Source organism: Halomarina salina, assembly GCF_023074835.1.
Lineage (GTDB): Archaea > Halobacteriota > Halobacteria > Halobacteriales > Haloarculaceae > Halomarina > Halomarina salina.
Genome location: NZ_JALLGW010000001.1, coordinates 2427724 through 2453705 on the forward strand (window position 1 = coordinate 2427724; position 25982 = coordinate 2453705).

Annotated in this window: 27 protein-coding genes and 2 tRNA genes; 14 read left to right on the forward strand and 15 right to left on the reverse strand. The window is 68.4% G+C overall.

Translation table 11 applies throughout. The annotated features are described in order from the left end of the window. Positions 1–28 precede the first annotated feature (28 nt). On the forward strand, positions 29–343 hold the full coding sequence (locus MX571_RS12420) for a ubiquitin-like small modifier protein 1 (RefSeq protein WP_247417135.1): 315 nt from the start codon (positions 29–31) through the stop codon (positions 341–343). Next, positions 340–1365 carry an MBL fold metallo-hydrolase gene (locus MX571_RS12425; RefSeq protein ID WP_247417137.1) on the forward strand — a complete coding sequence of 342 codons (1026 nt, stop codon included), beginning with the start codon at positions 340–342 and terminating at the stop codon, positions 1363–1365. The genes MX571_RS12420 and MX571_RS12425 overlap by 4 nt, the downstream gene beginning before the upstream one ends. A gap of 21 nt (positions 1366–1386) precedes the next feature. Here the strand turns inward: MX571_RS12425 and MX571_RS12430 are convergent, their stop codons facing one another. Next, positions 1387–2589, reverse strand: coding sequence for an LLM class flavin-dependent oxidoreductase (locus MX571_RS12430; RefSeq protein WP_247417140.1), 1203 nt, complete (start codon positions 2587–2589; stop codon positions 1387–1389). 63 nt (positions 2590–2652) lie between these two features. Next, on the reverse strand, positions 2653–3459 hold the full coding sequence (locus MX571_RS12435; protein WP_247417141.1) for an SDR family NAD(P)-dependent oxidoreductase: 807 nt from the start codon (positions 3457–3459) through the stop codon (positions 2653–2655). A gap of 219 nt (positions 3460–3678) precedes the next feature. Here MX571_RS12435 and lipP1 point away from each other — a divergent pair, with 219 nt between their 5' ends. The 4 genes from lipP1 to MX571_RS12455 all read left to right on the forward strand — a co-directional run bounded on the left by lipP1 (position 3679) and on the right by MX571_RS12455 (position 7555). Then, complete coding sequence (gene lipP1, locus MX571_RS12440) at positions 3679–4662, forward strand: LipP1 family hormone-sensitive lipase (RefSeq protein WP_247417145.1); 984 nt, start codon at positions 3679–3681, stop codon at positions 4660–4662. Positions 4663–4760: 98 nt separating this feature from the next. Then, the gene (locus tag MX571_RS12445) at positions 4761–5411 is read left to right on the forward strand and encodes a helix-turn-helix domain-containing protein (RefSeq protein ID WP_247417148.1); all 651 of its coding nucleotides are present in this window, start codon (positions 4761–4763) and stop codon (positions 5409–5411) included. Positions 5412–5547: 136 nt separating this feature from the next. After that, positions 5548–6141, forward strand: a complete 594-nt coding sequence (locus MX571_RS12450; protein WP_247417151.1) for a hypothetical protein — start codon at positions 5548–5550, stop codon at positions 6139–6141. A gap of 7 nt (positions 6142–6148) precedes the next feature. After that, on the forward strand, positions 6149–7555 hold the full coding sequence (locus MX571_RS12455) for a cytochrome P450 (RefSeq protein WP_247417153.1): 1407 nt from the start codon (positions 6149–6151) through the stop codon (positions 7553–7555). Positions 7556–7734: 179 nt separating this feature from the next. Here the strand turns inward: MX571_RS12455 and MX571_RS12460 are convergent. Further along, a tRNA-Arg gene (locus MX571_RS12460) sits at positions 7735–7807 on the reverse strand. A gap of 29 nt (positions 7808–7836) precedes the next feature. Further along, a complete protein-coding gene (gene tatA / locus MX571_RS12465; RefSeq protein ID WP_247417154.1) occupies positions 7837–8148 on the reverse strand; it encodes a twin-arginine translocase TatA/TatE family subunit in 312 nt (103 codons plus the stop codon). Between the two features lie 89 nt (positions 8149–8237). On the opposite strand from tatA, the gene MX571_RS12470 reads away from it, so the two are divergent. From MX571_RS12470 to MX571_RS12485, 4 genes are all read left to right on the forward strand, one after another. Beyond that, positions 8238–8711 (forward strand): redoxin domain-containing protein, encoded by a 474-nt coding sequence (locus MX571_RS12470; RefSeq protein ID WP_247417156.1) that lies wholly within the window; start codon positions 8238–8240, stop codon positions 8709–8711. Positions 8712–8760: 49 nt separating this feature from the next. Beyond that, on the forward strand, positions 8761–9579 hold the full coding sequence (locus MX571_RS12475; protein ID WP_247417158.1) for an HD domain-containing protein: 819 nt from the start codon (positions 8761–8763) through the stop codon (positions 9577–9579). A 118-nt stretch (positions 9580–9697) separates the two neighbouring features. Further along, positions 9698–11029 (forward strand): MFS transporter, encoded by a 1332-nt coding sequence (locus MX571_RS12480; RefSeq protein WP_247417159.1) that lies wholly within the window; start codon positions 9698–9700, stop codon positions 11027–11029. 156 nt (positions 11030–11185) lie between these two features. Next, complete coding sequence (locus MX571_RS12485) at positions 11186–11962, forward strand: CPBP family intramembrane glutamic endopeptidase (protein WP_247417161.1); 777 nt, start codon at positions 11186–11188, stop codon at positions 11960–11962. 63 nt (positions 11963–12025) lie between these two features. Here MX571_RS12485 and MX571_RS12490 read toward each other — a convergent pair whose 3' ends face one another. The 6 genes from MX571_RS12490 to MX571_RS12515 form a co-directional block, all read right to left on the reverse strand. Then, a complete protein-coding gene (locus tag MX571_RS12490; protein ID WP_247417164.1) occupies positions 12026–12511 on the reverse strand; it encodes a YciE/YciF ferroxidase family protein in 486 nt (161 codons plus the stop codon). A gap of 92 nt (positions 12512–12603) precedes the next feature. Then, a complete protein-coding gene (locus MX571_RS12495; protein ID WP_247417166.1) occupies positions 12604–13401 on the reverse strand; it encodes a class I SAM-dependent methyltransferase in 798 nt (265 codons plus the stop codon). Positions 13402–13498: 97 nt separating this feature from the next. Continuing rightward, entirely contained in the window at positions 13499–13897 is a 399-nt protein-coding gene (locus MX571_RS12500) for a hypothetical protein (RefSeq protein ID WP_247417169.1), read from the reverse strand. Between the two features lie 74 nt (positions 13898–13971). Beyond that, positions 13972–16164 carry a type B DNA-directed DNA polymerase gene (locus MX571_RS12505; RefSeq protein ID WP_247417172.1) on the reverse strand — a complete coding sequence of 731 codons (2193 nt, stop codon included), beginning with the start codon at positions 16162–16164 and terminating at the stop codon, positions 13972–13974. Positions 16165–16168: 4 nt separating this feature from the next. Then, the gene (locus MX571_RS12510) at positions 16169–16564 is read right to left on the reverse strand and encodes a DUF8156 family protein (RefSeq protein WP_247417175.1); all 396 of its coding nucleotides are present in this window, start codon (positions 16562–16564) and stop codon (positions 16169–16171) included. Further along, on the reverse strand, positions 16564–17226 hold the full coding sequence (locus MX571_RS12515) for a P-loop NTPase family protein (protein ID WP_247417178.1): 663 nt from the start codon (positions 17224–17226) through the stop codon (positions 16564–16566). The genes MX571_RS12510 and MX571_RS12515 overlap by 1 nt, the downstream gene beginning before the upstream one ends. A gap of 259 nt (positions 17227–17485) precedes the next feature. Here MX571_RS12515 and MX571_RS12520 point away from each other — a divergent pair, with 259 nt between their 5' ends. Beyond that, entirely contained in the window at positions 17486–17809 is a 324-nt protein-coding gene (locus MX571_RS12520) for a DUF5783 family protein (RefSeq protein ID WP_247417181.1), read from the forward strand. 190 nt (positions 17810–17999) lie between these two features. Here MX571_RS12520 and MX571_RS12525 read toward each other — a convergent pair. From MX571_RS12525 to rocF, 3 genes are all read right to left on the reverse strand, one after another. After that, positions 18000–18070: transfer RNA gene (locus MX571_RS12525), tRNA-Gly, on the reverse strand. Positions 18071–18259: 189 nt separating this feature from the next. Then, complete coding sequence (locus MX571_RS12530; RefSeq protein ID WP_247417183.1) at positions 18260–18937, reverse strand: class I SAM-dependent methyltransferase; 678 nt, start codon at positions 18935–18937, stop codon at positions 18260–18262. Between the two features lie 2 nt (positions 18938–18939). Next, positions 18940–19842 carry an arginase gene (gene rocF / locus MX571_RS12535; protein ID WP_247417186.1) on the reverse strand — a complete coding sequence of 301 codons (903 nt, stop codon included), beginning with the start codon at positions 19840–19842 and terminating at the stop codon, positions 18940–18942. A 186-nt stretch (positions 19843–20028) separates the two neighbouring features. Here rocF and MX571_RS12540 point away from each other — a divergent pair, with 186 nt between their 5' ends. Beyond that, positions 20029–21402 carry a TIGR00341 family protein gene (locus tag MX571_RS12540; protein ID WP_247417189.1) on the forward strand — a complete coding sequence of 458 codons (1374 nt, stop codon included), beginning with the start codon at positions 20029–20031 and terminating at the stop codon, positions 21400–21402. Between the two features lie 100 nt (positions 21403–21502). On the opposite strand, the gene MX571_RS12545 is transcribed toward MX571_RS12540, so the two are convergent. Together MX571_RS12545 and MX571_RS12550 are read right to left on the reverse strand one after the other, a co-directional pair. Next, a complete protein-coding gene (locus tag MX571_RS12545; protein WP_247417191.1) occupies positions 21503–22624 on the reverse strand; it encodes a DUF7350 domain-containing protein in 1122 nt (373 codons plus the stop codon). Between the two features lie 84 nt (positions 22625–22708). Continuing rightward, on the reverse strand, positions 22709–23620 hold the full coding sequence (locus MX571_RS12550) for an NAD-dependent epimerase/dehydratase family protein (protein WP_247417195.1): 912 nt from the start codon (positions 23618–23620) through the stop codon (positions 22709–22711). A 119-nt stretch (positions 23621–23739) separates the two neighbouring features. Here MX571_RS12550 and MX571_RS12555 point away from each other — a divergent pair, with 119 nt between their 5' ends. Further along, complete coding sequence (locus tag MX571_RS12555; protein WP_247417197.1) at positions 23740–24273, forward strand: HTH domain-containing protein; 534 nt, start codon at positions 23740–23742, stop codon at positions 24271–24273. A 177-nt stretch (positions 24274–24450) separates the two neighbouring features. Continuing rightward, positions 24451–25644 carry an NAD(P)/FAD-dependent oxidoreductase gene (locus tag MX571_RS12560; RefSeq protein ID WP_247417198.1) on the forward strand — a complete coding sequence of 398 codons (1194 nt, stop codon included), beginning with the start codon at positions 24451–24453 and terminating at the stop codon, positions 25642–25644. Positions 25645–25982: the final 338 nt, after the last annotated feature.

The window sequence follows — 25982 nt, forward strand, 5'->3', positions numbered from 1 at the left end:
TTATACGACTCGCGGCGGGAGTGCAGTCATGGAGGCAGAGGTCGACTTCGAGTTCTACGCGACGCTACGAGACGCAGTCGGGGAACGGACGCTGACCAGAGACGTCGAGTCCGGAACGACCGTCGCCGAGTCGCTCCGGACCCTCGGTGAGGAGTTCCCGTCGCTCCGGTCGCTCCTGTTCGACGGCGACGGACGACTTCGCCCGCACGTCTCGGTGCTGGTCGACGGCGAACGCGTCGAGGGCGACCGACGGCTCTCGGGCGGCGAGACGGTCGGTGCGGCCCCCGCAGTCGCCGGCGGAACCGGGCCGTCGTCTCCCGCGAGCACGGAGGCGACGCGATGAAGGCCATCAGTCTCGGCAACCGTGCGTTCGAGGGGCTGAACAACGCCTACCTGCTGGAGGGTGAGGTGACGACGCTCGTCGACACCGGCATCGCCACGCCCGACACCGAGTCGGACCTTCGCGACGGCCTCGGCGAGGCGGGCTACGAGTTCGCCGACGTCGAGCAGATACTCGTCACCCACTTCCACGCCGACCACGCCGGTCTGGCGGGCGCGGTGCAGGAGGAGAGCGACGCGGTCGTGCGCGCCCACGAGGCCGACGCCGCACTCGTCGCGCAGGACCCCGACGCCGTCGAGGCGATGGAGGAGCGCCAGCGGACGCTCCTCGACCGCTGGGGGATGCCCGAGGACGCCCAGTCCGAACTGCTCGACACGATGAGCGGCGCGCTCGGTATCGACGGCCAGGCGGTCGACGTGACGACGTTCGGGGACGGCGAGCAGTTCACCGCGGGCGACGTGACCGTCGAGACGGTCTCCCTGCCGGGTCACAGCGCGGGCCTCACGGGGTTCGCCTTCGAGAGCGACTACCGGGGGCTGTCGGGCGAGGGGAGAGAACTGTTCTCCGGCGACGCGCTGTTGCCCTACTACACGCCGAACGTCGGCGGCGCGGACGTTCGCGTCGAGCGACCGCTGGCGCAGTACCTCGACACGCTGACGCGCATCGCCGACGGCCGGTACGCTCGCGCCTGGCCCGGCCACCGCGGCCCCATCGTCGACCCCGCGGGGCGGGCGCGCGACATCGCCGTCCACCACCGCGAGCGCACCGACCGGGTCCTGTCGGTGCTCGACGAACACGGCCCGGCGGACGCGTGGACCGTCAGCGCCCACCTGTTCGGCGACCTCTCCTCGATACACATCCTCCACGGGCCGGGCGAGGCGTCGGCCCACCTCGACCACCTCGCGGAGGGTGGCGTCGTCGGCGTCAGCGAGCAGTCGCCCGCCGAGTACGCGCTGTCGGGAGAGACCGTGGACGAGAGTGCGGTCGACGACCTGTTCCCGCCGCTCGCGACGGACGAACGGTAGCGCCGTTCACGCCGAGCCACGTCACGGGTCGACCATCGGCGGTTCGTCGGCGTCCATCGGGTCCATCTCGTCCTTGCGCTCGAACGCCTCCTCGATGTACGGTTCCAGTTCCTCGCGTTTCTCCGCGACGTGTGCCTCGTCTCGCTCGTGGAAGGCTGGCATCACCTCCTCGGCGAACAGTTCGAGGGAGTCGCAGATGTGCTCGTGCTCGTTGTTGCCGCCCTGCTGGACGAAGATGACCTGGTCGACGCCCGCTTCCTCCAGCGCTTCGAGGTGTTGGCGCACGTCGTCGGGCGTGCCGATGGCACCCGGCGTGTCCTCGGCTTCGACGTCCACGCCGTCGAGGACGGCCTCCGCGCCGCCGACGTCCTGGAACTCCTGCCAGACGTCCGTCCGTCCGGGCTGGTGTGGAGCCGCGCCGTAGTAGTGCGCCAGCGCGTACTGGAAGAAGGCGAACCCCTCCGCGCCGCGGTCGACGGCCTCCTGGCGGTCCTCGTGGACGGAGAAGCCGGTCACCATCGCCACGTTGGGGTTGACGGCGTGGCCGATCGGCTCGCACTCCTCCCTGAACGTCTCGTAGTAGGTGTCGACCCACTCGCGGGCGTTCTCGGCGGCCGCGAAGTCGAAGCAGAGCGCGCCGATACCCCGACGCGCCGCCTCCTCGATGGTCGACCGCGACGAACAGGCGACCCACAGCGGCGGGTGTGGGTCCTGTTTGGGTTTCGGGACGACGTTCCGGGACGGCATCTCGAAGAACTCGCCGTCGTAGCCGGGATACGGCTCCATCGTCATCATGTTCGTCACCTGCTCGGTCGTCTCCTGCCACATGGCGTCCTTCTCGCGGCGGTCGATGCCGAACCCGCCGAGTTCGATGGACGAGGAGGACTCGCCCGTCCCGAACTCGACGCGACCGTCTGAGATCAGGTCGAGCGTGGCGATACCCTCGGCGACCCGTGCCGGGTGGTTGTAGTCGGGGGGCATGAGGCGGATGCCGTGGCCGAGGCGGATGTCCTCGGTCCGCTCGGCGGCCGCCGCGAGGAACACCTCCGGCGACGACGAGTGGCTGTACTCCTCGAGGAAGTGGTGTTCGACCTCCCAGGCGTAGTCGATGCCGAGCTGGTCGGCGAGTTCGACCTGGTCGAGTGCCTCGTCGAGGATGCGCTGTTCGTCCCCGTCGGACCACGGACGGGGGAGCTGGTGTTCGTAGAAGATGCCGAATTTCATGTGCTGTGGGTCGGGTGTGGTGTCTGTTGGTCGTCGTGCTGTTCGGTGTCGGTCGGCTCGCTGTCAGTGGAACGCGTTCATCCCGCCGTCGACGAGGACGACCTCGCCCGTGGTGTACGGCGACGCCTCGCTGGCGAGGTAGAGGGCAGTTCCCTTCAGGTCCTCCGGGTCGCCCAGTCGCTCGATGGCCATGCGCTCGGTGAGTTGCTCGCGGACCGCGTCGGCCGCCTCGTCTTCTCCTGCGCCGGGCAGCATCCCGCCGGTCATGCCGGTCTGTATCCAGCCGGGCGCGAGCGCGTTGACGCGGATGTCGTGGCGACCGAGCTCTGCCGCGAGCTGTTTCGTCACCTGGACCACGCCGCCCTTCGACGCCGCGTAGGCGGCCAGCCCCGGAATCGAGGCGCCGTTGAGTCCGAGGATGGACGCGGTGTTGACGATGCGGCCGCCGGTGCCGCGTTCGCGCATAGACGCGGCGGCGGCCCTGTCGGTGTGGAAGACGCCCGTCAGGTTGACCGAGAGCAGGTCGTGCCACTCGTCCATGTCGGCGTGGACGACGCTCCCGACGGAGGTGGCGACCCCGGCGTTCGCGAACGCGACGTCGAGACCGCCGAGCGTCTCGACCGTCTCCTCGACGGCCGCGTCGACCGAGGCCTCGTCGCTCACGTCGCACTGGAGCGGGAGCACGTCGGCGTCCGTCCCGGCCCGGAGGTCCTCGGTGGTCTCCGAGAGGCCGGCTTCGTCCACGTCGACGAGCGCGACGTCGGCCCCCGCCTCGGCCATCGCCTCGGCGAACGCGCCGCCGATACCGCCCGCCGCGCCCGTCACGAGGGCGACGTCACCGTCGAGTCTGAACCGGTCGAGGACGCTCATCGGCCCCTCCCGGAGTCCGTCTGTGGGTCCATCTGTCTACGTGCTCACTGTCGTGGAGACGGGGGAAGCGGTTCTGCCACGTATGTGGGGGGATATTTACGCGAGCTACTGACACGCGCTCTCCGTCCTCGTAACAGTGATTCTCGACGTGGTGTCGGCACCGAGACGAACTGCCGCTACCCGGAGCTTTTCTGGTAGTGGTCGAGACATTGTGGCACGATGACAGTCGACTCGGACACCGACGCGGACAGTTCGGCGGTGCGGGCCGACGCGCCCCACCCGGAGGTGCAGGCCATCCTCGACGTGATGGACCAGCAGGAGACGCCGTCGCTCTCCGCGCTGACGCCGGAGAATGCGCGTGCCCAGTTCAGCGAGATGAACGACCTGCTGGAGGGCGAGTCGGTCATGCTCACGCAGGACGTCGAGATGGCTGGACCGGACGGGCCGATTCCGCTCCGGGTGTACAAACCGGTCGACGAGGACGACGTTCCGGTCCTCGTCTACCTCCACGGCGGCGGGTTCGTCGTCGGCGACCTCGACAGCCACGACCCGATCTGCTCCATCCTCGCCAACCGGACGGAGGCGCTCGTCGTCAGCGTCGACTACCGCCTCGCGCCCGAACACCCGTTCCCGGCGGCGCTCGAAGACGCCTACGCCGCCGTCGAGTGGGCCGAGGAGTACGCCGCCGACCTCGGGGGCGACCCGGACCGACTCGTCGTCGGTGGCGACAGCGCGGGCGGGAACCTCACCGCGGGCGTCACCCTGCTCGCACGGGACCGGGAGGACGGCCCCGACGTCGACCGGCAGCTGCTCCTCTACCCCGCAGTCGCACCGGGCGACCACGACGACATGCCCAGTTTCGAGGAGAACAGCGAGGGCTACTTCCTCGAAGCCGACGACATGGCGTGGTTCACGGACTGCTACGTGCAAGACGAGATACACGCCCGCAACGAGTACCTCGCACCGCTCCTCGTGCGGGACCTCTCGGGCCTGCCGCCCGCCTCGGTGGTGACGGCGGGGTTCGACCCGCTCCGAGACGAGGGCATCGCGTACGCCGAGCGCCTCGACGAGGCGGGGGTCGACGTCGTCCATCGCAACTACGACGACATGATTCACGGGTTCGCCAGCATGACCGGCGTCGTCTCGACCGCGGAGGCGTGTCTGGAGGACCTCGCTGCCGACGTGACGGGCCAGTTCGAGTAGTTCGGTCGGCGAAGTGTCCCCTCTGTCGGTGGCGTGGCGGTCGCGTGGACGCCCCCGCCGAAGCTACTTGTAGCGCGGCTCTCGTGGGGACAGTACGTATGCGGTACGTCCAGTTCCAGCTCGTTCCCGTCTCGGGGAGCCTCCACCCGCTCTCCCGCATCCTCCGCGAGGACGACCTGGTCACGCAGGAGGCCATCCACCACCTCAGACTGCTCGACGACGACACCGTCGTCGGCCTCTACGAACTGGAAGGGGAGGTCGAGCACCTCCGGACGACGTTCGACGAGCACCCGGCGATGCTCGACTACACCGTCTCTCGGTCGAACGGCGCGGTGTACGCCCACGCCCGGACCCGGCCGACCGACGCGCTCCGGAAACTGCTCGCCATCCAGCGGCAGTACGACATCGTCGTCGACGGCCCCATCGAGCACACCAGCCAGGGCGGCTTCCGCATCACGGCGGTCGGCACGCTCGACACCGTCCGAGAGACGGTCAGCGAGCACCCCGAGGAGGTGAACCTGGTCGTGGAGACGACCGGCGAGTACGTCCCCCGTCGGAACCGGCCGTTCGTCCAGCTGACCGCCCGCCAGCGGGAGGTCGTTCTGACGGCCGTCGACCGCGGCTACTACGAGAACCCCCGCCAGTGCACGTACGACGACATCGCCGACGAACTGGACATCTCCCCGGAGACGGTCGGCGAACACCTTCGGAAGGCGGAGGCGACGTTCGTCCGGATGGCGGTTCCGTGACCGACGCACGCGACGTCACGACGACCCGACTGCGCGCTGTGGTATAAACGACCACACATACGCCGGAGAACGCTATTGTCCCGTACCACACAATCGACGGATAGCTGCCGGGCTTCCCGGCGACACCGACCCACACATGTCCGAGGCAACCACAGACGTCGACTTCGAGAGGCTGGAACGCATCGTCGAGGCGGACGACGAGACGTTCAAGGAGGAACTCGGTGCGGCCACCGAGGGGCTGGACGACCCGGCCGCCATCGACGAGTTGCTCGTCGAGCACCCCGACGCCTACGAGGCGCTGAGCGTGCGCATCGCGACGGTCGAGGACCCCGAGGACCTCGCCGACGAGGACCCGGCGGCACTCGAACGGGCGATGGCCGTCCTCTACGGCGGGATGGCTCGCCTCTCCGAGGTCTCCGAGGACGTCCGGGAGGCGGTCACCGACGACTACGCGGTCAACTGGGAGGTCGAGGGGTACGACCTCGGCTGGCACCTGGAGACCGACGCGGAGAGCGGGCGCATCGACGGCGGGCCGGGCCTGCTCGACGACCCGACGCTGACGTTCATCGGGTCGCTCGATGTCATGCTCAGCATGACCGGCGACCCCGACTTCAACGGTCCGCTCGCGTTCATCCAGAACGAGTTCGAGATCGTCGGCCCCATCCAGCAGGCCCGCGACCTCGACTCGATGATGGCGGCCGTTCGAGACAACGCCCGCGACATGGCCTGACCCGGCGATGGCACGGTCATCGACGTTCATCGACGAGAGCGACCTGCTGCCCCGCGACCCGCCCGGTCCCGAGCGGTGGAACTGGCTGTCGCTCGCGCGTCAGTTCCTCAGCGCCGACACGACGGAGACGCTCGCCATGCTCCGCGAGGACTACGGCGACGTGGTGAAGGTGTACTTCGACGGCGAGGCGTACGTCGTCTCGAACCCCACCTACGTCCAGCACGTGCTGGAGGCCAACCAGGGCAACTACGCGAAGGCCGACGTCTACGACGAGGAACTCGGCGAGGTGTTCGGCCAGGGACTGCTCACCGCGGAGCCAGCGACCTGGCAGCGCCAGCAGGAGCTCATTCGGCCGATGTTCATGCCGGCGACCATCCGCACGTTCGCGGACCTCGTCGCCGAGGAGACGCGGGCGATGCTCGACCGCTGGAAGGAGTACGCCGACCGCGGCGAACCCATCGACCTCCTCTCCGAGACCGAGCGCGTCACGCTGCTCATCATCGGGAAGGCGATGTTCTCCGAGGACATGGCCGACGAGGCCGACCGGATGCAGGAGGCCCTCCACGTCTTCCGCGACGAGTTCAAACGACAGACCCGCTCGGTGGGACCGACGCTCCCGCGGTGGGTCCCCACGCCTCACAACCGACAGATGGAGGAGGCGCTCGACTACCTGAACGGGTTCGTCTACGACCTCATCGAGAAGCGCCGCGGCCGCGAAGACGAGTTCGACGACCTGCTGACGATGCTGCTGCAGGCCCGGACCGACGACGACGAACGGATGGCCGACGAGCAGATTCGCGACGAGATCGTCACGTTCCTGCTGGCGGGCCACGAGACGACCGCGACGGCGCTCGCGTGGACCTGGTATCTCCTCGCTCACCACCCCGAACAGCACCGGCGTCTGCACGACGCCGCACTCGACGCACCGTGGCTCGACGGCGACTCCCCCGACCCGACGCGGTTCGAGGAGGGGCCGTTCGTGAAGCAGTGCGTGCAGGAGGGCATGCGCATCTACCCGCCCGTCCCGGCGTTCAGCCGCCAGGCCATCGACTCCGACCGACTCGGCCCGTACCAGGTCGACCCGGGGACGGAGCTCATCATGAGCCAGTTCCTCGTCCACCGCGACCCGTCCATCTGGGACGACCCGCTGGACTACCGCCCGGACCGGTTCGACGGGGACGGCCCCGACTGCCCGCGGTACGGCTACTTCCCGTTCGGCGGCGGTGCACGCATGTGCATCGGCCGGGAGTTCTCGCTGCTGGAGGCCCGCATCATCCTCGGGATGGCCGTCCGCGACGTGAAGCTGGAACTCGAATCGCCGGACTACCACCACTACGACGACATCGGTCGGGACTCGGCCGTGACGATGACGCCCGCAGAGCGCATCGAGATGCGCGTCGGCGAGTGGGAGTGAAGAGCGTCCCCAGCCGTACTCACTGCCCATCGCCACAGTCACTATCGCGAGGGCGTGGCGTGGCGGGATTCGAACCACGGTCGTTCCCGTTCGCTCGCTAGCGCTCGCTCACCTCACACTCCCTGCTTCGAATCCCGCACGGTTCGCTGTTCGTCCTCGCTGGCGCTCGGACGGAACAGCGGGCGTGGCGGGATTCGAACCCGCGATCTAGAGGTTAGGAACCTCTCGCCCTATCCGCTAGGCCACACGCCCTACGTCCCCGGAGCAGGGCGGAGTGAAAATCAGTTCTGCTTCTCGGTCTCGACGGTCTCCTCGGTGGCCGCCGACGTCGTCGTCTCGGCGCTCGTCGTCGTGGTCGTCCCCGTCTCGGTCTGGGTCGTCTCCGTGTTCTGCGCGTTGCCCTCCCCCTGCATCTCGGCGAGTTCCTGCTCGACCTCCTCGCGGCCCTTCTTGAACTCACCCATCGCCTGCCCCGAGGAGCGAGCGAGTTTCGGGAGCTTGTTCGCCCCGAACAGCAGGACGACGATGAGCAGGACGACGAACACCTCGATGCCCCCGGGGATACCCGGGAACAGCGGTACCAGGGTTGCCATATCTATCGGTTGTTACCAACTCCCGACTATAGGCCTTTTGCTCGTTCCCAGCCACGGGTATAAGGGTCCGACGCCCGTCGGTTCGGTCGATGCAGGTCGGAGACACCGCACCGGAGTTCACCGCACCGCTCGCGACCGGCGAGGATGTCGACTCGTTCACGCTCTCGGAGGCCGTCGAGGACGGACCGGTCGTCCTCGCGTTCTTCCCGGGCGCGTTCACCAGCGTCTGTTCACACGAACTGACGACGTTCCGCGAGCGCCTCTCGACGTTCGAGGATGCCGGCGTCCGCCTCTACGGCGTCAGCGTGGACTCGCCGTTCGCGCTCAACGCGTTCCACGACGAACTCGACCTCAACTTCCCGCTCCTCAGCGACGCCAACCACGAACTCGTCCACGAGTACGACGTGGCGATGGACTTCGCGGAACTGGGCGTCCGGGACGTGGCGAAGCGAGCCGTCTTCGTCGTCGACGAGGACCGCACGATAACCTACGCCTGGGTCAGCGACGACCCCGGCGTCGAACCGGACTACGAGGAGGTCGAGGCGGCGGCGACCGACGCGTAGATATATATTTTCGAAGGCGTTTTCCTATTCCCACTCGCACCGTCAACCCATGCAATCAGAAGACGACCGTGGGAACGGCGGTCGGACGTACGACCCCGACGCGGACCACGCGTTCCCGGACCAGCAGCTGAACGACGTGCTCGAGTTCATCGACGAGGACGAGGAGATTCAGACGTACCTCGAGGCCCAGAACGTCAACCCCGTCGACCGGAAGGGGTACAACGACCACGGGCGCAAGCACATCAGCATCGTCCGGAACCGAGCGCTCTGCCTCTACGACCTGCTGAAGGCTGGCGACGTCGAGTTCAACGGCGCGCGCCAGCAGGGCCTCGACGAGGCCGACGAGGCGGTCATCGTCGCGCTGGCGGCGCAGTTGCACGACATCGGACACGTCGTCCACCGCGACGACCACAGCTACTACTCGATTCCGCTGGCGTCGGACGTGCTCGACCGCATCCTCCCGGAGTTCGGCTACGACGTGGCCGAGGCCGTCCGAGTGAAGGGCGAGGTGCTCCACGCCATCCTCTGTCACCACACCGAGGAGACGCCCCTGACCCTCGAAGCCGGCGTCCTGCGCGTCGCGGACGGGCTGGACATGGAACGCGGGCGTTCGCGGATGCCCTACGAGCGCGGCGGACGAGGTATCAACACTCTCTCCAGTCAGGCCATCCGGAAGGTGACGCTGCGGGAGGGCGACGACCGGAGCGTCCTCGTCGAGATCGAGATGACCGACGCGGCGGGCGTCTACCAGGTCGACGAACTGCTGAAGTCGAAGCTGGACGGCTCGCTCATCGAGGACGACATCCGCATCGTCGCCATCAACAGCCACGGCGACGGCGGCCAGCTGGTCGAGCGCATCGAGCTGTAGACGCGGCCCGACCGCTCCGGGACGACCGCGTGTCGCTCGTTCTCTATCACGGTCTTTCCACCCTTCATCGTCCGGTTTTCGGGGGTTTAACCGTCTCCGCATCGTCGGTCGAGACACTGTGGCTGGTGGCTCGTTCGGCGTCCTCCGGGACCGCGAGTTCCTCGCACTCTCGGGGACGGCCTTCGCTCGTGCGCAGGCGTACTCGACCATCGCGATAGCGCTGGCGCTGTACGCGGACATGCTCGGCACCACGAGCACCGTCGAGGGCCTGTTCGCCACCGCCTTCGCCCTCGCGCAGTTCGTCATCGTCCTCCCGCTCGGCCGGAAGATAGACACGGGCAATGCGAAGCGGTTCCTGCTGGCCGGGCTCGTCCTCAACGTCGCCGTCTTCGTCGGGTTCTGGATGGTCGACTCCGTCGTCGACATCGTCCTCATCCGGGTCGTGCAGGGCCTCGGCGCGTCGCTGCTCTGGATAACCGGGTCGACCGTCGTCGGCGAGATATCGCCCGACGGCGAGCGCGGCCAGTGGCTCGGGACGTACAACCAGGTCGGCGCGTTCTCCTCGCTCGCGGGCGACCTCGTCGGCGCGTACCTCCTCTCGGCGTACGACTTCGGCGTCACCTACGCCGTCCTCGCGGGGGTGACGACGGTCGCCACCGTCCTCGTGTACGCCTGGCTCCGGGACAACCCCGGCGGGAGGGCCGACCCCGAGGAGGCGACGGGACGCGAGACGCTCGAACAGTTGCTCTCGCGGACGCCGATTCGCGCGCTCGTCACCTTCCGCTTCGGGATGAGTTTCGGGAAGATGTGCGTCATCCTCTTCCTGCCCATCTACGCGAAGACGGTGCTCGACGTCCCGACGCTGTACATCGGCGGCATCCTCGCGGGCGGGAAGCTGACGAAGGCGCTGACCCAGGGGTACGTCGGGGGTCTGACCGACCGCGTGGGGTCGAAGCACCTGTTCGTCTTCGCCGGGGCGCTCTGCTTCGCTCTCGGCACGCTCCTCATCCCGTTCGCGGGTATCGCACACCGGTTCATCTCGTCGGTATCGCTCGCTGGCTACACCTTCGCACCGGGCGTCATCGTGCTGTTCGCGGCCTACGGCATCTGTGGCGTCGCCGACTCCATCCGCCTCCCCGCGAGCATGGCGCTGTTCGTCGAGGAGGGCGAGCAGTTCGACGCCGTCGCGGCGAGCATGTCGCTGCGCTCGGTCGCCTGGAAGGTCGGCCAGGTCAGCGGCCCGTTCCTCGTCGGCGTCATCTGGGACCTGACCGACGTGTTCACGGCGTTCGCCGTCGCCTCGGGCACCATCGTCGTCGCGTCGCTCGCGTTCATCGGGATGTACACGGTCGGCGACCCGGTCCCGGCCGACCTCGTCTCGAACGACGACGAGGAAGTCGTGGACCTCGCTCCGGGGGGAGAAGAGCCCAGTTGCGCCGACGACGACTGAACGCAATCGGCGACCGAATCCAACTGGCGACCGAACGCTATCGGCGGCCGGCGACCGACGAGATCGGGACCATCGAGCGTCTCACGTTCTCTCCGAGTGAGAATCGAGAGCGTGGTTTATCCCCTCGGCAGTCGACTATCCGATCGAGGTTCCATCATGTCCGTCACCACTATCTCCCAGGACGGAGCGACGGGTGTACACACCACCCGTGGCCGCGTCCGCGCCGTCGCCGTCGCCGCCGCCATCACCGTCGTCGCCCTCGTCGTCGGTATCGTCGCTTCCATCCCCGTGCTCGTCGGGTTCGCCCTCGCGGGCTACGACATCACGGCCGTCGAGACGCTCGCACGACCCGAGGTGCTCGTCCTCTCGGCGTTCGCCACGCAGGGGTCGATGCTGCTCGTCGGCTACGGCTACGTCCGGCGATACGGGCTGGCCGTCCCGGTCCGTCTCCCGACCCGTGCCGACGCTCTCGTCGCCGGCGTCGGCGTCGTCGCCGCCATCGTCCTCGCGATACTCGGCAGTCTCGTCATCTCGCTCGTCGTCCCCGTCGACCAGGGGGCGACGTCCGTCCTCGGTGACATCGGTGCCGTCGACCCGGTCGCCCTGCTCGTGTTCGCGGCGCTCTCGGTGGTCTGGATAGCACCGGCCGAGGAGTACCTGTTCCGCGGCGTCGTCCAGGGTCGCGTCAGGCAGGCGTTCGGCATCGGCGCGACGCTCGCCGTCGCGGGCGCGCTGTTCGCCTCCATCCACGTGTTCAACTACGCCGGGACGGCCGCCGTCATCGCCGCGTACCTCGGCCTGCTGGTGCTCGTCTCGGTCGTGTTCGGCTACGCCTACGAGCGGACGGGCAACCTGACGGTTCCCATCGCCATCCACGCCCTGTACAACGCCGTCCTGCTGGGCGGTTCGTACCTCGCGCTCGTCTGGGGCTGAGTCCGCGAAAAATCACCGCATCGGTCGTCCGCTCTTCCCTCCCTCGACCGACGAGGGCCTCGGTTACAGGCTCCCGTAGTCGTAGTTCTCGGCCATCTCCGCGAGTTCGTCGAGGGTCTCCTCGTCCTCGTCGAGGTTCTCCCGGAGGAGGTCCTCGGCCTCGCTGTCGCCGCGCTCGTGAGCGAGGGCGACGAGGCTCTCGTAGGCCGTCTGCTCGTAGCGCTCGGTCTTGATGGCCGTCACGAGGTTGTAGTAGTCGTGGACGGACCCGGCGTCGTTCTCCTCGGCGAACTCCTCCCACTCCGCCAGGAGGCCCTCGATGCCCTCGCACTCCTCGGTCTGGGGGGCCTCGCCCGTCAGTTCGAACACCTCGACGAGACGCTCGATGTGGTCGCCGGTCTCCTCGACGTGTGACTCGAAGAACGCCGCCACCTCCTCGTCCGACGACGTCTCGGCCATCCGGTCGTAGGCCTCGGTGAGTTCGTGCTCTGCGAAGTAGATGTCTTCAAGTTCGTGCTCGAACAGGTCGTCGATGTCTTCGGCGGCCATGTTACGAGAGCAACCGACTCGCGCCACCCGGAATACCGTTGTGCCTGAATCGTCGTCCCATCGGGCCGTCGTACCGTCCTCGCCGCCGACTCTCAGTCGCTCTCCGGCGCTCTCAGCCCCGAGATGACCTCCACCGCGGCGACCTGCTCGAACGGCTCCTCCCCGGACTCGCGTAGCCGCGCCCGAAGGTCGCGCTCGAACGCCGCCCGCTCGTCGCCGAACCGCTCGGGCGAGCAGAACGAGAGCGAGAGGACGTAGCCGACGACGTCGTCGGCCGTCCACTCCCGCTCCACGTCGAACGTGACCGTCTCGACGGACTCGAACCCAAACGCGGCGAGTGTCTCGTCCCACGGGTCGTCGTAGGTCACCGCCTCGGGGTCGACGCGCTCGGGGACGTCGTCGAGGTAGTCGGTCACGACGTCGTAGACGGTCGCCTGCCACGCCTCGCGGCCCTTCGTCAGCCACTCGCGGTCGGTGAGGAGGGCGACGCCGCCATCGGCCTCCGTCGCCCGATAGAGCCGGTCGAGCGTGCGCTCCTGGTCCATCCAGTGGAACGACCGCCCCATCGTCGTCAGGCGGAACGGTCCCTGCTCGACGCGCAGGTCGGCGTCGGAGCCGACGACCCACTCGACGTTCTCGACGCCGGCTTCGGCGGCCCGCTCGCGGGCGTGACGCAGCATCTCCTCGTTCGGGTCCATCGCCACCACATCGTAGGCGTGGCGAGCAAGTGGAACCGCGAGTTGCCCCGCGCCACACCCCAGGTCGAGGACGCGCGCGTCCGAGTCGAGCGCGAACCGCTCCCGGAGGTAGTCGACGGTCGCCTCGCCGTAGTCGGGGCGGTGCTCGGCGTAGTACTGCTCGGTGCCGATGAAGGGGTTCGACTCGGTCATGGGAACTCGGGACCGCGACGGAGTGGGTTGTCGGGCAAACGTGTTGCGGTGCGTCGTCGCTGACGGTCGCGAGACCGTCCCGTCTCACGCCGTCCCGTCAGTCGTAGTGCTCGGCCTTCGCGTAGATGTAGCCCGCGACGACCACCGTGAGTCCGACGACGAGGTACTGCGACTGGACGAGCGCGACGCCCGCATCCAGTGCGTACAGACCGAGTGCGGCCCGCCACGCCCAGTCGCGGAGCGACCAGAGTCCCCACACGACGGGGAGTTCGACCAGCGCGAGGCCGACGACGAGGCCACCGAGGAGGACGTTCGACGCCACCAGCAGGTCGTAGCCAGCGAGGAGCGCGAACGCGACGACCCCGAGTCGGACGAGACAGGCGAGCGTGATGCCCGGCGGCGTCGCGTCCGGCGTCTCCGCCGTCGGCGGCCGCCGCGCCTCGCTGAGGTTCTCGTTGTCCGGCGACTTGGTGGGGGCGGGCGGAGGGGAACCCATGAGCGGGCGTACCGTCCGCACAGGTATCAGTTTTCGGGGGTTTCCGTGATGAACGTACTTCGGTGGAATCGCGGTCAGTACGCGGTGACCGTCCCGTCGACGCGGTCGGCGAGGTACCGCCGGACGTCGCCCTCGCGCCACCCCAGCGGGCCGACCACGCTCGTCGCGGCGCGAACCAGGAGGTCGGCGTAGAACGATGCGTCGTACCGGTCGGGACGCTCGGCGGCGAGTCGCACCCGGTCGCAGGACCGCCGGTCGTCGTCGACCACGACGTAGGCGACGCCCTCGCCGGGGTGTTTCTCCATCCCGAGTCGAGCGGCGCGTTCGAGCGCTGCGACGTTCCGGGTTCGCTGTGTGTACTCCTCGGCGGCCTTCGACACCCGATTCTCGATGCGGAGGTCGAGCGGGTCGACGTCCTCGGTTCGGACCTCGGCGAGGAACCCCCGCAGGCGGTCACAGACCCGTTCGGGCGTGCGGTGTCTGTCGAACGTCTCGACGAGCGTCCGCTGGGCGTCGGCGACGTACGGCGGCGTGCTCCGCTGGCGACACTCGACGCCGCGGAACTTGTACTGCGCGTCGTCGGGCGCGGCCGTCTCGTCGCTCCGTCGACCGAAGTACTTCGTCAGCGCCCCGTCGACGCCGGCGTCGGGAGCGTCGCCCGCGGCGGCAGGAGCGTCGCTCGACGCGGCGGGACAGAACGCCAGCCAGTCGAACCGGCCCTCGTACTCCAGGCGGATGCCGACGTCGTCGCTGACCAGCCGGCAGAGGTCGTCGAGCGGCGTCTGTGAGCGGTCGGGGTCGGCAGTCACCCAGAGGCTGTCGACGATGCCGTGGCGGACGTGCCAGCCGTGGGACTCCAGCGTCGCCTTGGTGTCGAGCAGTATCTCCCGTGCGTAGGCGTTGATGGCCTCGTGGGCCTCGATGCGGCCGTAGCGGGCGTTCGAGAACCCCTGGTAGCCGAAACAGCTCACGAGGATCCACTTGATGGCGCTGGATATCCCCTCGGCGACCGCCCGTGCCCTGGGGTCGTCGCTCGCACGCAACGTCCCCTTGGCCCGGTCTCGGCGCTCGATGAGCGGCCCGAGCACGTCCGTCAGGTAGCCCTGCTCGTCGCAGATGCTGTAGCCCAGGCCGGGCACGTCCTCGCGGTCGGCGTGGCAGCCACAGCAGACCGTCTCGGGGCTGACGTTCCGCGTCACCATGATGTTCGGGTACAGCGCCGAGAAGTCCAGTTCGTGGACGTCCTCGTGGACGCCGACCTCGGGTTCGACCGTGTGGCCGCCCCGGTCGGCGTCCAGGTGCTGTCGAGCGCCCTTGAAGAACTCACAGCGCCACGAGTTCCACGGCACCAGCACGTTCCGCCGTCTCGCCTCCCGAATCTGGATGGCCGTGAGGACGTTCCCGATGGAGGCCCACGCGAGTTCCTGGAGCGGCTTGCGCGACTGCTCGACCACGAAGAGACAGCCCGCGAGGTTCGAGCGGTTCCACAGGAACGTGTTCGACCGGTCGACGATGACGCGCCCCGGAACCGAGTAGCGAGCGGGCGAGTGTCCTACCTCCCCGTAGCTGGTGTACGTCGACGCGCCTGCAAGCTGCTGCCAGCCCGGCCGTCGACCGAGGAACAGGTCCTCGCGGTCGTGTGCGGCCGCCGTCGCCGAGAGCCGCGGCACCAGTCTCGCCGTGTTCAGGTCGAGGACGTCCGGGTCGGACTCCCGGAGGTGCGCGACCAGGTCGTCGAGGACGTCCTGCGGGTCCCCCGTGTAGTCGCGTCCGTCGACGGCGAGTCCGGTGATGGCGTCGCTCGCCAGTTGCGTGGCCGCGACGTCGATGGTACAGACCCGGAGCTCTCGACTGGAGTCGTCGTCCGGTTCAACGTCACCGCCGGGCAGTGGCTCGACGTCGCGTTCCAGACAGAACCGGAACTCGCGACTCAGGTCGACGTCGAAGAGCCGGTACTCGCCGGGCGTCCCCCACCCGCGGACGGTGTGGGCGACCGACGTGACCGACTTGACGTCGTCGACGTCGACGCGCAGGACGGCCTCGGCGTCGTGGCGGAACCCCGGCCGGTGGCGCTCGTAGGCCATGTCGACGACGTGGGGGTGTTCGGCGACGAACCCGCGAATCTCGTCGAGGTCCGCCCGCTCGTGGCTGGCGGCCGAGACGTACATCGTCGGCCGGTAGTCCTCGATGCGCTCGCAGGCCACACCGTCGCCGTCGACCGACCACGCGAGCACGTCACCGTCGAGGAAGTCGAACGTGAACGGCATCCACTCACTCCGAGGGCGTCGACGGTCGCTCGGTCGCGCCGTTCCCGTCGCTCGCGTCGTCGGGGTCGCCATCGTCGGGGTCACCGTCGTCGGGTCCGTCGACCCTCCCGTCGGCTCCACGTTCGTCGCCGGCGCGCTCGTCGCTGCCGGACTCGACGGCCCGGAGGCGGTCGTCGAGGGCGTCGAGGCGTCGCTCCTGTTCGAGGTCGATGCCGACGAGCGCCGGGAACAGTGGCGTCTCGTGGTTGAGGTAGCTCGCCGCGTCGGCGTGGCGGCGGGCGTAGGTGAACAGGCGGTCGAACCGCGACTGGTCGCGCCGCCTGAGCGCCCGCCGGTAGTCGCCCCACCGCCGTTCGATGCCGCGCAGGAGGTCCCGGAACGTCCGGTTGGTTCGACCCATCAGGCCAGCACCTCCCGGCGCAGGCTCTCGCGGGCCTGCTGCCGTTCTTCGAGGACGCGCGACCAGAACGCGAGCGTCGTCTGCACGTAGTCGTGCCCGCGGTACACCAGCGTCTCGAACCCGTCGGCGACGAACCGCGGGCCGAAGCGCGTCGTCTCGACGCGCATCCGCTCGTCGGCGATACCTGCCACCGGGTCGGTCAGGTCGTCGTCGCGTTCGCGCGTCACCAGCACGGCCACGTCGTGGCGCTCGGCGACGGCCTCGACGTGACCGACGCCCGCTTCGACCATCCGCTCGGGTTCGCCGCGCGTCAGGTCGTCGCTCCGGTAGTGGTGGTCGAACGCCGGGACGACGACGAGCGCGGTGTCGCCGTCCACGCGGTCGGCCAGTCGAGCGAGCAGCGTCTGGTGCTGGAACGCCGTGAAGGCGCGCGCCATCCGAATCCTGTCGAGGAACCGCCGACTCGGTGCCAGCCGCACGAGCGACTGCGTCCGCGCGTGCCCGTGGCTGTCGGCCCACAGCGCCTCACCCGAGTGGATGAGCAGGTGGTCGACGACCAGCGAGTGCACCGCCGCGCGCACGCTGTCGTCGGTCTCTAGCAGGTGGACGCCCGTCCCGAGCGTCGGCAGTTCCGGTATCCCCTCTCCGTCCCTCTCTCGCATACTATCGGGGTCTCCCGATTCGGTGATATACCGTTCCGGGTCGGTTCCGAAAGTTCCGATTGCGAGCGCTTCGGTGGATTCTCGACGCCTCGGTGCTCCTGTGGGGGTTCTGCCGGAGTTCCGATTCCGTTCCGGGTGGGGCGTCCCCGTGGTCGTTCGGCTATCCGAGACCGCCTGATTCCCCACTCGTCCCGCGTTTCGAGGCGACGGAGGCCGGCCGGACGAAGGTGTTTCGGCGGTACCGCCCTACCGCAGAGGTGTGACCGCCTTCGACCCCGAGCAGTTCGAGGAGAAGTACGTCCACTATCTGGACGAACTGCAGACGGCGTACCGGAACGCGTACCAGCACTTCCACGGCGAGTACGACTCGACCCTGCTCCGAGCCATCGACCGCCAGGTGCTGGACGAGAGCGAACCGTTCTACGAGGGCGACGGCGAGTTCCGCGTCGAACTGCCCGAAAGCCCGCGCGAGCGGGTCGGAGAACTCCCGGTCGACGACGAGCGGTTCTACGCCGTCCTCGACGAGTTCGTCGACCGCATCGAGTACGAACTCCGCCGGGTCTTCGGGTTCGAGGCGAAGTGAGCGGGCTGGCAGTCGGAACGCCGAACGACTCGACGACACCGCAGAATGCATCGGCCGGGATTGTGAACCACGCCGTGACGTGCTCGCTCCGCTGCGCGCGTCACGTCTCGTTCAAATCCCTTCGTTGTGCATCTCTTCACTCCAGTTCGCTCGGAGCCTATCGGCTCCTCGCGTGGTTCCGTTCAGAAGATGCACCGGCCGGGATTTGAACCCGGGCCATGAGCTTGGAAGGCTCAGGTCCTGCCACTAGACCACCGGTGCTCGCTTCGCTCGCACCGTGCTTCGCCTCACTGCGTTCGGCGAAACACCGGTGCACTCGCATCCCGTGCCTCACCTCGCTTCGCTCGGTGAGACACCGGTGCTCTTGAAGCTATTATCTGGTTCCAAGTCCCGACGTATGTGCGTTTCCTTTCCCCCGCGCCTTCGCGTCCCGGTGGTGAGCCCCAGGGGTCACGCTGGTCCCGTGACGACCGCGTAGCAGTTGCCCTCGCTCTCGTATATCCGCTCGACGCCGAGCGCGCTCGCCGCGCAGTCGGCCTCGAACTCCGCGAGGTCGTAGACGTGGTAGAACCGGCCGACCGTCTCGCCGCCGGGGAGCGTCCAGTCGACGGTGGTGTCGAACCCGGATTCGCGGTCGAATTTGGAGTGCGTGACGGCCCAGACGCTGACGAGCGCGCGCCCACCCGGCACGAGCACCCGCGCGAGGTCGTCGAGGCTCGCCCGGCGGGACTCGCGGGTCGGCAGGTGGTGGAGCGCGGCGACGTACACCCCGAGGTCGGCGCTGTCCGCGGCGAGCGGGATGCGCGCGGCGTCGCCCGCGACGAGCGAGAGCGCGTCCGAATAGCCGCGGTCGACGGCCCGGTCGCGGGCGACGCGGAGCAGTTCGGTGCTGGCGTCGACGCCGACCACCCGGTCGACGCGCTCGGCCAGCAGTTCGGCGTGGCGACCGTTGCCACAGCCGAGGTCGAGCGCGGTCCCGGAGTCGTCGGGCGTCGAGGCGGACTCGCAGAACTCGCGGACCTCCGGCCACGGGTGCTCGCGGGTCTGCGAGAAGTGCTCGGCGATGCGGTCGTACGTCTCGCGCACCGAGCTGCGGTCCGTACCGTCTCCCGGGTCCGCGTCGGTCATGGTCAGATGATGCGCTTGCCGAGACCGCTGGCGGCGAGTTCGACCGCCAGGTCGGCCGTGCGGTTCGAGCGGTCGAGGATGGGGTTGACCTCGACGACCTCCAGCGAGCGCACGTCGCGGCGTGCGGTGCGTTCGAGCGCGGCGTGCGCCTCGCGGTAGGTGACGCCGCCCTTGACCGGCGTCCCGACGCCCGGCGCTTCGTTCGGGTCGAGCCAGTCCAGGTCGAGACTGACGTGGATGCCGTCGGTGCCCTCGCCGACGACGTCCAGTGCCTCCTCGGTCACGTCGGTGATGCCGCGTTCGTCGATGTCGCTCATCGTGAACACGCTGACGCCGCTCTCGCGCAACTCCTCGCGCTCGGTCCGGTCGATGCTGCGGAGTCCCACGAGCGCGACGTTCTCCGGCTTCACGTTCGCCTGCGCCCAGTCGGTGTCGCCGAACTCGCCCTCGCCGAGGAACGCGGCGACCGGCATCCCGTGGACGTTGCCCGAGGGCGTCGTCTCGGGGGTGTTGAAGTCGGCGTGCGCGTCGAACCAGACGACGCCGACGTCGGCGTCGCGGGCGCTGCCGTTGACCGACCCGATGGCGATGGAGTGGTCGCCGCCGAGGACGAGCGGGAACGCCCCGTCGGCGAGCGTCTCGGCCACCTCGTCGGCCAGTCGGGTGCAGACGTTCTCCACCTCGCCGATGTACTTCGCGTTGCCCGTCCGCGGAGTGACGGCGTCGGGGTCGCCCACCTCGGGGTGGGTGACGGGGAGGTCGCCGACGTCCGTCGGGTCGTACTCCAGGTCTACGAGTTCGTCGTGGAGGCCCGCGTAGCGGATGGCGGAGGGGCCCATGTCGACGCCACGTCGGTCCGCGCCGAGGTCCATCGGCACGCCGATGACGCGTAGCGGTCGTGTCATGCTCGTGGCGTCACCGGCCGACGACAAAGGGCCGCCGGTTCGGTCCGTGTCTGCGGCCAGCCGTGCGGTCCGACGGCGCTCCAGGGGACCCACCGACCCCGAGATTCTGCGTTCTGTGGCTGTCTTTCGTTGCAGATGACACGGACAGGGCACCAACACTAAGCCGTCGGCCGTCGCGGTGGCGGTATGCGCCTGATAAAGCTCCTCGTCGACGAGGACCAGCTCGATACGGTCCTCGATATTCTCGACGAGGAGAACATCGACTTCGTCGTCACCAAGGACGCGACGACGGAGAAGGACTCCTCGCTGGTCGAGTTCCCGCTCCCGACCCAGGCCGTCGAGTTCGTCCTCGGCAAACTCCGGGACGCGGGTGTCGACGACCGCGAGTACACCATCATCGGGAGCGCCGAGACGGCCAAGACCGAGCACTACCACGAACTCGAAGACCGGTTCGTCGCGGGCGTGGAGGAGGACGACTCGGTCGCAAAAGAGGAGATCCGTGCGAAGGCGCTGGACATGTACCGCAACGCGCTGACGTACTACTCGCTGACCGCCTTCTCGGCCATCGTCGCGGCCGCGGGCCTCCTGCTCGACTCCCCGGCGGTCGTCGTCGGCGCGATGGTCATCGCCCCGCAGGTAGGGTCGGCGCTCATCGCCAGCGTCGGGATGGTGCTCGACGACACCCGGATGATGAAGATGGGCGTCCGCACCCAGATTGTCGGGTTCACCATCGCCATCGTCGGGGCCGTCGCCTTCGGCGGGTTACTGAAACTCGGCGGCTTCGTCCCGAACGCGCTCGACGTGACGACCGTCGGCCAGATATCGAAGCGCATCTCGCCCGGCCTGCTCTCGGTCTCGGTCGCGTTCTGTGCGGGCGCGGCCGGGGCGTTCGGCCTCGCCACCGCCCTCCCCGTCTCGCTGGTCGGCGTGATGATCGCCGCCGCCCTCGTCCCCGCCGCGGCCGCCGTCGGCATCGGCATCGCGTGGGGGATGCCGTCGGTCGCCGTCGGCGCGTTCCTGTTGCTGGTGGTCAACGCCGTCGCGGTCAACCTCTCGGGGTTCGTCGTCCTCTGGTACCTCGGCTACCGTCCCGACTCGTGGGGGAGCGCCGACGTCGGAGCCGTCCGACGCTACGCGCCGACCGCCGGTGCGCTGGTCATCCTCGTCGGCATCCTCGCCGTCGCGGGCGGTGTCGTCGGCGGGAACGTCGCCCTGGAGAACGACGTCAACCACATCGTCACCGACGCGGTCACCAGCGACGAGTACGCGCAGTTGAGCCTCGTGAGTGTCCAGACCGAGGTGAGTTCCATCCGGATGCTCGATGAGACGCCGACCGTCAGCGTCGTCGTCTCCCGGCCGACAGGCGAGGAGTACCCGGACCTCGCCAGCGACCTCAGGCAGAGAATCGAGTCGTCGACCGGCGAGCAGGTCATCGTCGAGATACAGTACCAGGACCGCTCCCGGTCGACGCCGGGGGCCGCCTCGCTGGAACCGCGGTCGTCGGCCGCCGTGGGGAGTGCGTCGCACGCCGTGGTCGGGCCGTCCCACGTCGCCGCCTGACGGTCACCACGTCGCCGTCCGACGGTCACCACATCGCCGCCCGGCGGTGAGTCCTCGCGGCGACGTACTGCACGCCCTCTTTCTCCCTCACTCTCGCCGCTCAGAGGTCGAGCGTCGTCGGTTCGAACTGGAGGAACGCCGTCTCGTACCCCTCGTGGCGAGCGACCTGTGGCGGCGCCGTCGGCGTGAGCGTCAGCGAGTCGCCCGACTCGACGTCGACGCTCGTCCCGTAGTGATAGTTCAGGTCGGGGTCCAGCGTCCGCGTGAGCGAGCCGTCGAACACCGTCTCGTCGCCGCGCGTGACCGTCGCGTCGAGGCCCATGGCGGGGAGGAGGAGGTCGTTGTACCGCGTCCGCGCCGAGACGGCGAGGTAGCCGTCGCCCGAGACGCCCGCCGGGGGCGAGTCGAGGGTGGTGACGACGAAGACGGCGTCGTCACTGCGCGTCCGACCGCGGACGGTTCCGGGGAGGTCCTCGGGAGCGGGCGCACGAGCGGTCGGCAGCGACCCCATGTCGTTCGGAGCGAGCGCCCCCTGCTGGCCCGCCTGCTCGACCTCGCGGGTGGTGACCTCGGACTGCGTCTCGTTCGTGAAGTCGAGTGGAATCTCGACGGTAGCGGGGTCACCGAACCGCCCCTGGAACGCGCCCGTTCGGCGGATGTTCGTCCCGCCGACGCTGAGAGCGACGGAGTACGTCCCGTTCTCGGGCAGTGTGAAGTTCCCGCCGTAGTGAAAGCCCATCGGCTGACTCAACATCGGGTAGATGACCTCCTGACTCACCAGTTCGCCCGCACTCCCGCCCGACGCTCGCCGGATCTCGACCGAGAGTCCCGTCTCGGGGAGCACCGTCCCCGTCTCGGGGTCCCAGACCTGCGCCATCAGGTGGAGGCTGTCCTCAGGCGTCTTCGCGGTCTCCTGGACCTCGGTCCCGTTGACGTTCCAGAACGTGTGCGGGACGGTGAACATGAGCGCGAACGCGTAGTCGCCCGCCGTCTTCGTCCCCTGCATCGACATCGTCTCGACGAACGACTGCACGTAGATTCCCGAGGGCTTCTCGCCCGGCGTCCCTGGGGGCGTCGCCGTCCCGGTGGTGCTGTTCGACGACTGGTCGGCGGTGGTACTGGCGTCGGTGGAGGGGTCGGCGGAGGAGGAGTCGGAACAGCCGGCGAGTACAGCGGAGCCAGCGAGTCCGAGACCACCCGCGAGGAACCGGCGGCGTTGCATCGCCAGACGGTAGCGCCTCGGGGGATAAATGCGTCCGGTCCGACGGCGGGTCGGTGGCGAGAACGGAACGGGCGATTACAGTGATTACAGATACGACGCGCAGACGCGGCGGAGCCCCTCGTCGAAGTCTATCTCGGGGTCCCACCCCGTCGCGTCCTTCATCTTCGACGGGTCGGCCTTCGTGTCGTGGACGTAGTTCTTCAGGGGGTTCTCGACGTACTCGGGTTGGACGTCGGTCCCGAGCACCTCGTTCAGTCGTTCGATGAGGTGGTTGATGGTGTAGGCGTCGCCGGTGCCGAGGTTGTAGACGCCGTCGAGTTCGTGGTCGGCGGCGAGTTCGAGGCCGCGGACGATGTCGTCGACGTGCGTGAAGTCGCGGGTCTGCGTCCCGTCGCCGTAGATGACCGGCGACTCGCCGCTCGCTATCTGGTCGGCGAACTGCGCGATGAGGTTCGCGTACTCGCCCTTGTGCTCCTCCGCGCCACCGTAGCCCTGGTAGACCGAGAAGAAGCGCATCCCCGCGGCGTTCATCTCGTGGAAGTTCGAGTAGTACTCGGCGTACTTCTCGCGGGCCATCTTCGACGCCTCGTAGCCGGTGCGGGCCTCGACGGGCATGTCCTCCGAGCAGGGGTCGGTCTGGGAGCCGTAGATGGAGGAGGTCGACGCGTAGACGACGGTGTCGCAGCCCTCGGCTCGAACCTGCTCGACGGTGTTGATGAAGCCCTCGACGTTGACGCGCGCACCCTGCATCGGGTCCTCCTCGTGCATGTTCCGGGAGGAGAGCGCGGCGAGGTGGAACAGGGCGTCGACGTCCGCCGGCAGGTCGTCGTCGAGCACCGACCCCTCGACGAAGTCGACGGCGGGGTCGAGGTTCTCCGCGGTCCCGAGGTACGCGTCGTCGAGCGCGATGACGTGGTTGTCCTCGGCGAGCGCGTTCGCCAGGTTCGACCCGATGAACCCGGCACCGCCCGTCACGAGGACTCGGTTCCCTTCCATACCGGTGTGCCACGATGGCGTGGCAAAGGCCTGTCGGTCCACTCAGCGGTCCCCGTCCACCGTGCGCGACGGTCGATTCCACCGTCGGGTTTATCACGTGGAGTTTCGAATCCTACAGCATGTCATCGATAGAGCTCACGTCGAGCCAGAAGAAGATTCTGCAGGAGCTCATCAATCTCTACGGCTCGTCGGAGCGAGCGGTCAAGGGCGAGGACATCGCCGACCGCACGGACCGGAACCCGGGGACGATCCGCAACCAGATGCAGTCGCTGAAGGCGCTCCAGCTGGTCGAGGGCGTTCCGGGTCCGAAGGGCGGGTACAAACCGACCGCGAACGCCTACGAGGCGCTGGAGATTCAGGACCTCGACGAACCCGCCGAGGTACCGCTGTTCCACAACGGTGAGCAGGTACAGGACGCCAACGTACAGGAGATAGACCTGACGAGCGTCCATCACCCCGAACTCTGCCGGGCGGAGATTCGACTCCACGGCTCCATCAACGAGTTCCACGACGGCGACACCGTCCGCGTCGGGCCGACGCCGCGCTCGAAGCTCCTCATCGAGGGCGTCGTCGACGGGAAGGACGAGTCGAGTAACGTCCTCGTCGTCTCGACGACGAAGATGCAGGCTCCCGCGGGCGACCCCGAGCACTGACCTCGTGGTGAGTCGAACCGACGAACCGCGCTGCTGTGTCGGACTGGCGACCGACCGAACTGACGGGCCGACCGACGAGACGGGGACTCGATAGCGATACCGAACCGCACGGTGTTCGACACCGAGGCACATTCTCTATCCAAAGCCTTTGTATCCGATGGGGTTGAGGTGAGGCATATGACTGAGAACGTCGTTGTCCTCGGGTCGGGGTACGCCGGGGCAGGCGCGGTCAAGAGTATCGAGAAGAAACTCGGCGACCGCGTCGACCTGACGTGGGTGTCGGACGTGGACCACCACCTCGTTCTCCACGAGGCCCACCGGTGCATCCGCAACCCCCGCGTCAAGGAGAAGATCGCCATCCCGGTCGACGAGATCAAATCACCCAGTACGCGGTTCGTACAGGCGGAAGTGACGAACATCGACAGCGACGAACAGGTCGTCGAACTCGACGACGGCACGACGGTCAACTTCGACTACTGCGTCGTCGGCATCGGCTCCCAGACCGCCTTCTTCGGTATCGACGGCCTCCAGGAGCACGCGCTGACGCTGAAGAACCTCTCGGACGCGCTGGAGGTCCACGACGCCGTCAAGGCGGCGGCACGGGACGCGACGCGCTCGGACCCCGCACAGGTCATCGTCGGCGGGGCGGGCCTGTCGGGCATCCAGTCCGCGGGCGAGATCGCGGAGTTCCGCGACATGCACCGCGCTCCCATCGACATCCACATCGTGGAAGGGCTGGAGAGCGTCTTCCCGCCGGGCGAGCCCGAGATTCAGGCCCAGCTCGACGAGATGCTCCGCGAGCGCGACATCCAGATTCACACCGGCGAGTTCATCGGCGAGGTCGACGACGACACCGTCTACGTCGGCGACGACAAGGAACTGGAGTACGACGTGCTGCTCTGGACCGGCGGCATCACGGGCCAGAACGTGGCCGAGAAGCTCGACATCGGGCAGGACGAGCGCTCCCACCGGCTCCACGCCGCCTCGACGTTCGAGACGAGCGAACCCGGCATCTTCGCCATCGGCGACTCCGCGCTCGTCGAACAGCCGGGCGACGAGCCCGCGCCCCCGACGGCACAGGCCGCCTGGGACGCCGCCGAGGTCGTCGGCGAGAACCTCAAGCGCGCGATGAACGACCAGCCGCTCCAGGAGTGGCGGTACAAGGACAAAGGGACCGTCATCTCGGTCGGCGAGAAGGCCGTCGCACAGGACGTCAAACCCATCGAGGGCGCGGAGATGCCCATCGCCCGCGTCCTCGGCAACCCGTTCGGCGGCATGCCCGCCAAGACGCTGAAGAAGGCCATCGCCGCGCGCTGGATCAACAAGATCACCGGCACCAGTCGCGCCGCGAAGGCCTGGACCGACATGTAACAGCACCGTTTTCTTCGTCGGGTGTCCTCGCCCGTGCCTGCGACACTCGCTGCGGGCACCGCTCCTCGAAAACCCTCTTCCAGCAAGCGCGCGGGACTCCGTTCCGCTGGCAACCGGCGGCGAAGCCGCCGGTGACGTTCACGAGAGCGAAGCTCTCGTGTGCCAGCCGAAACCAACGGTTTCGGCGACGAAGCTTCTGGGAGCCTGTGAGACGCGAAGCGTCTCACAATGGCACAAAAAGGCCGCTCGCTCGTTCGCCGCTCCGCGGCTCACTCGCTCGCGGTTCAGTAACCTGGTGCAACCGCACCGCACACCGCGCCGCGAACATTCAAGTAGCA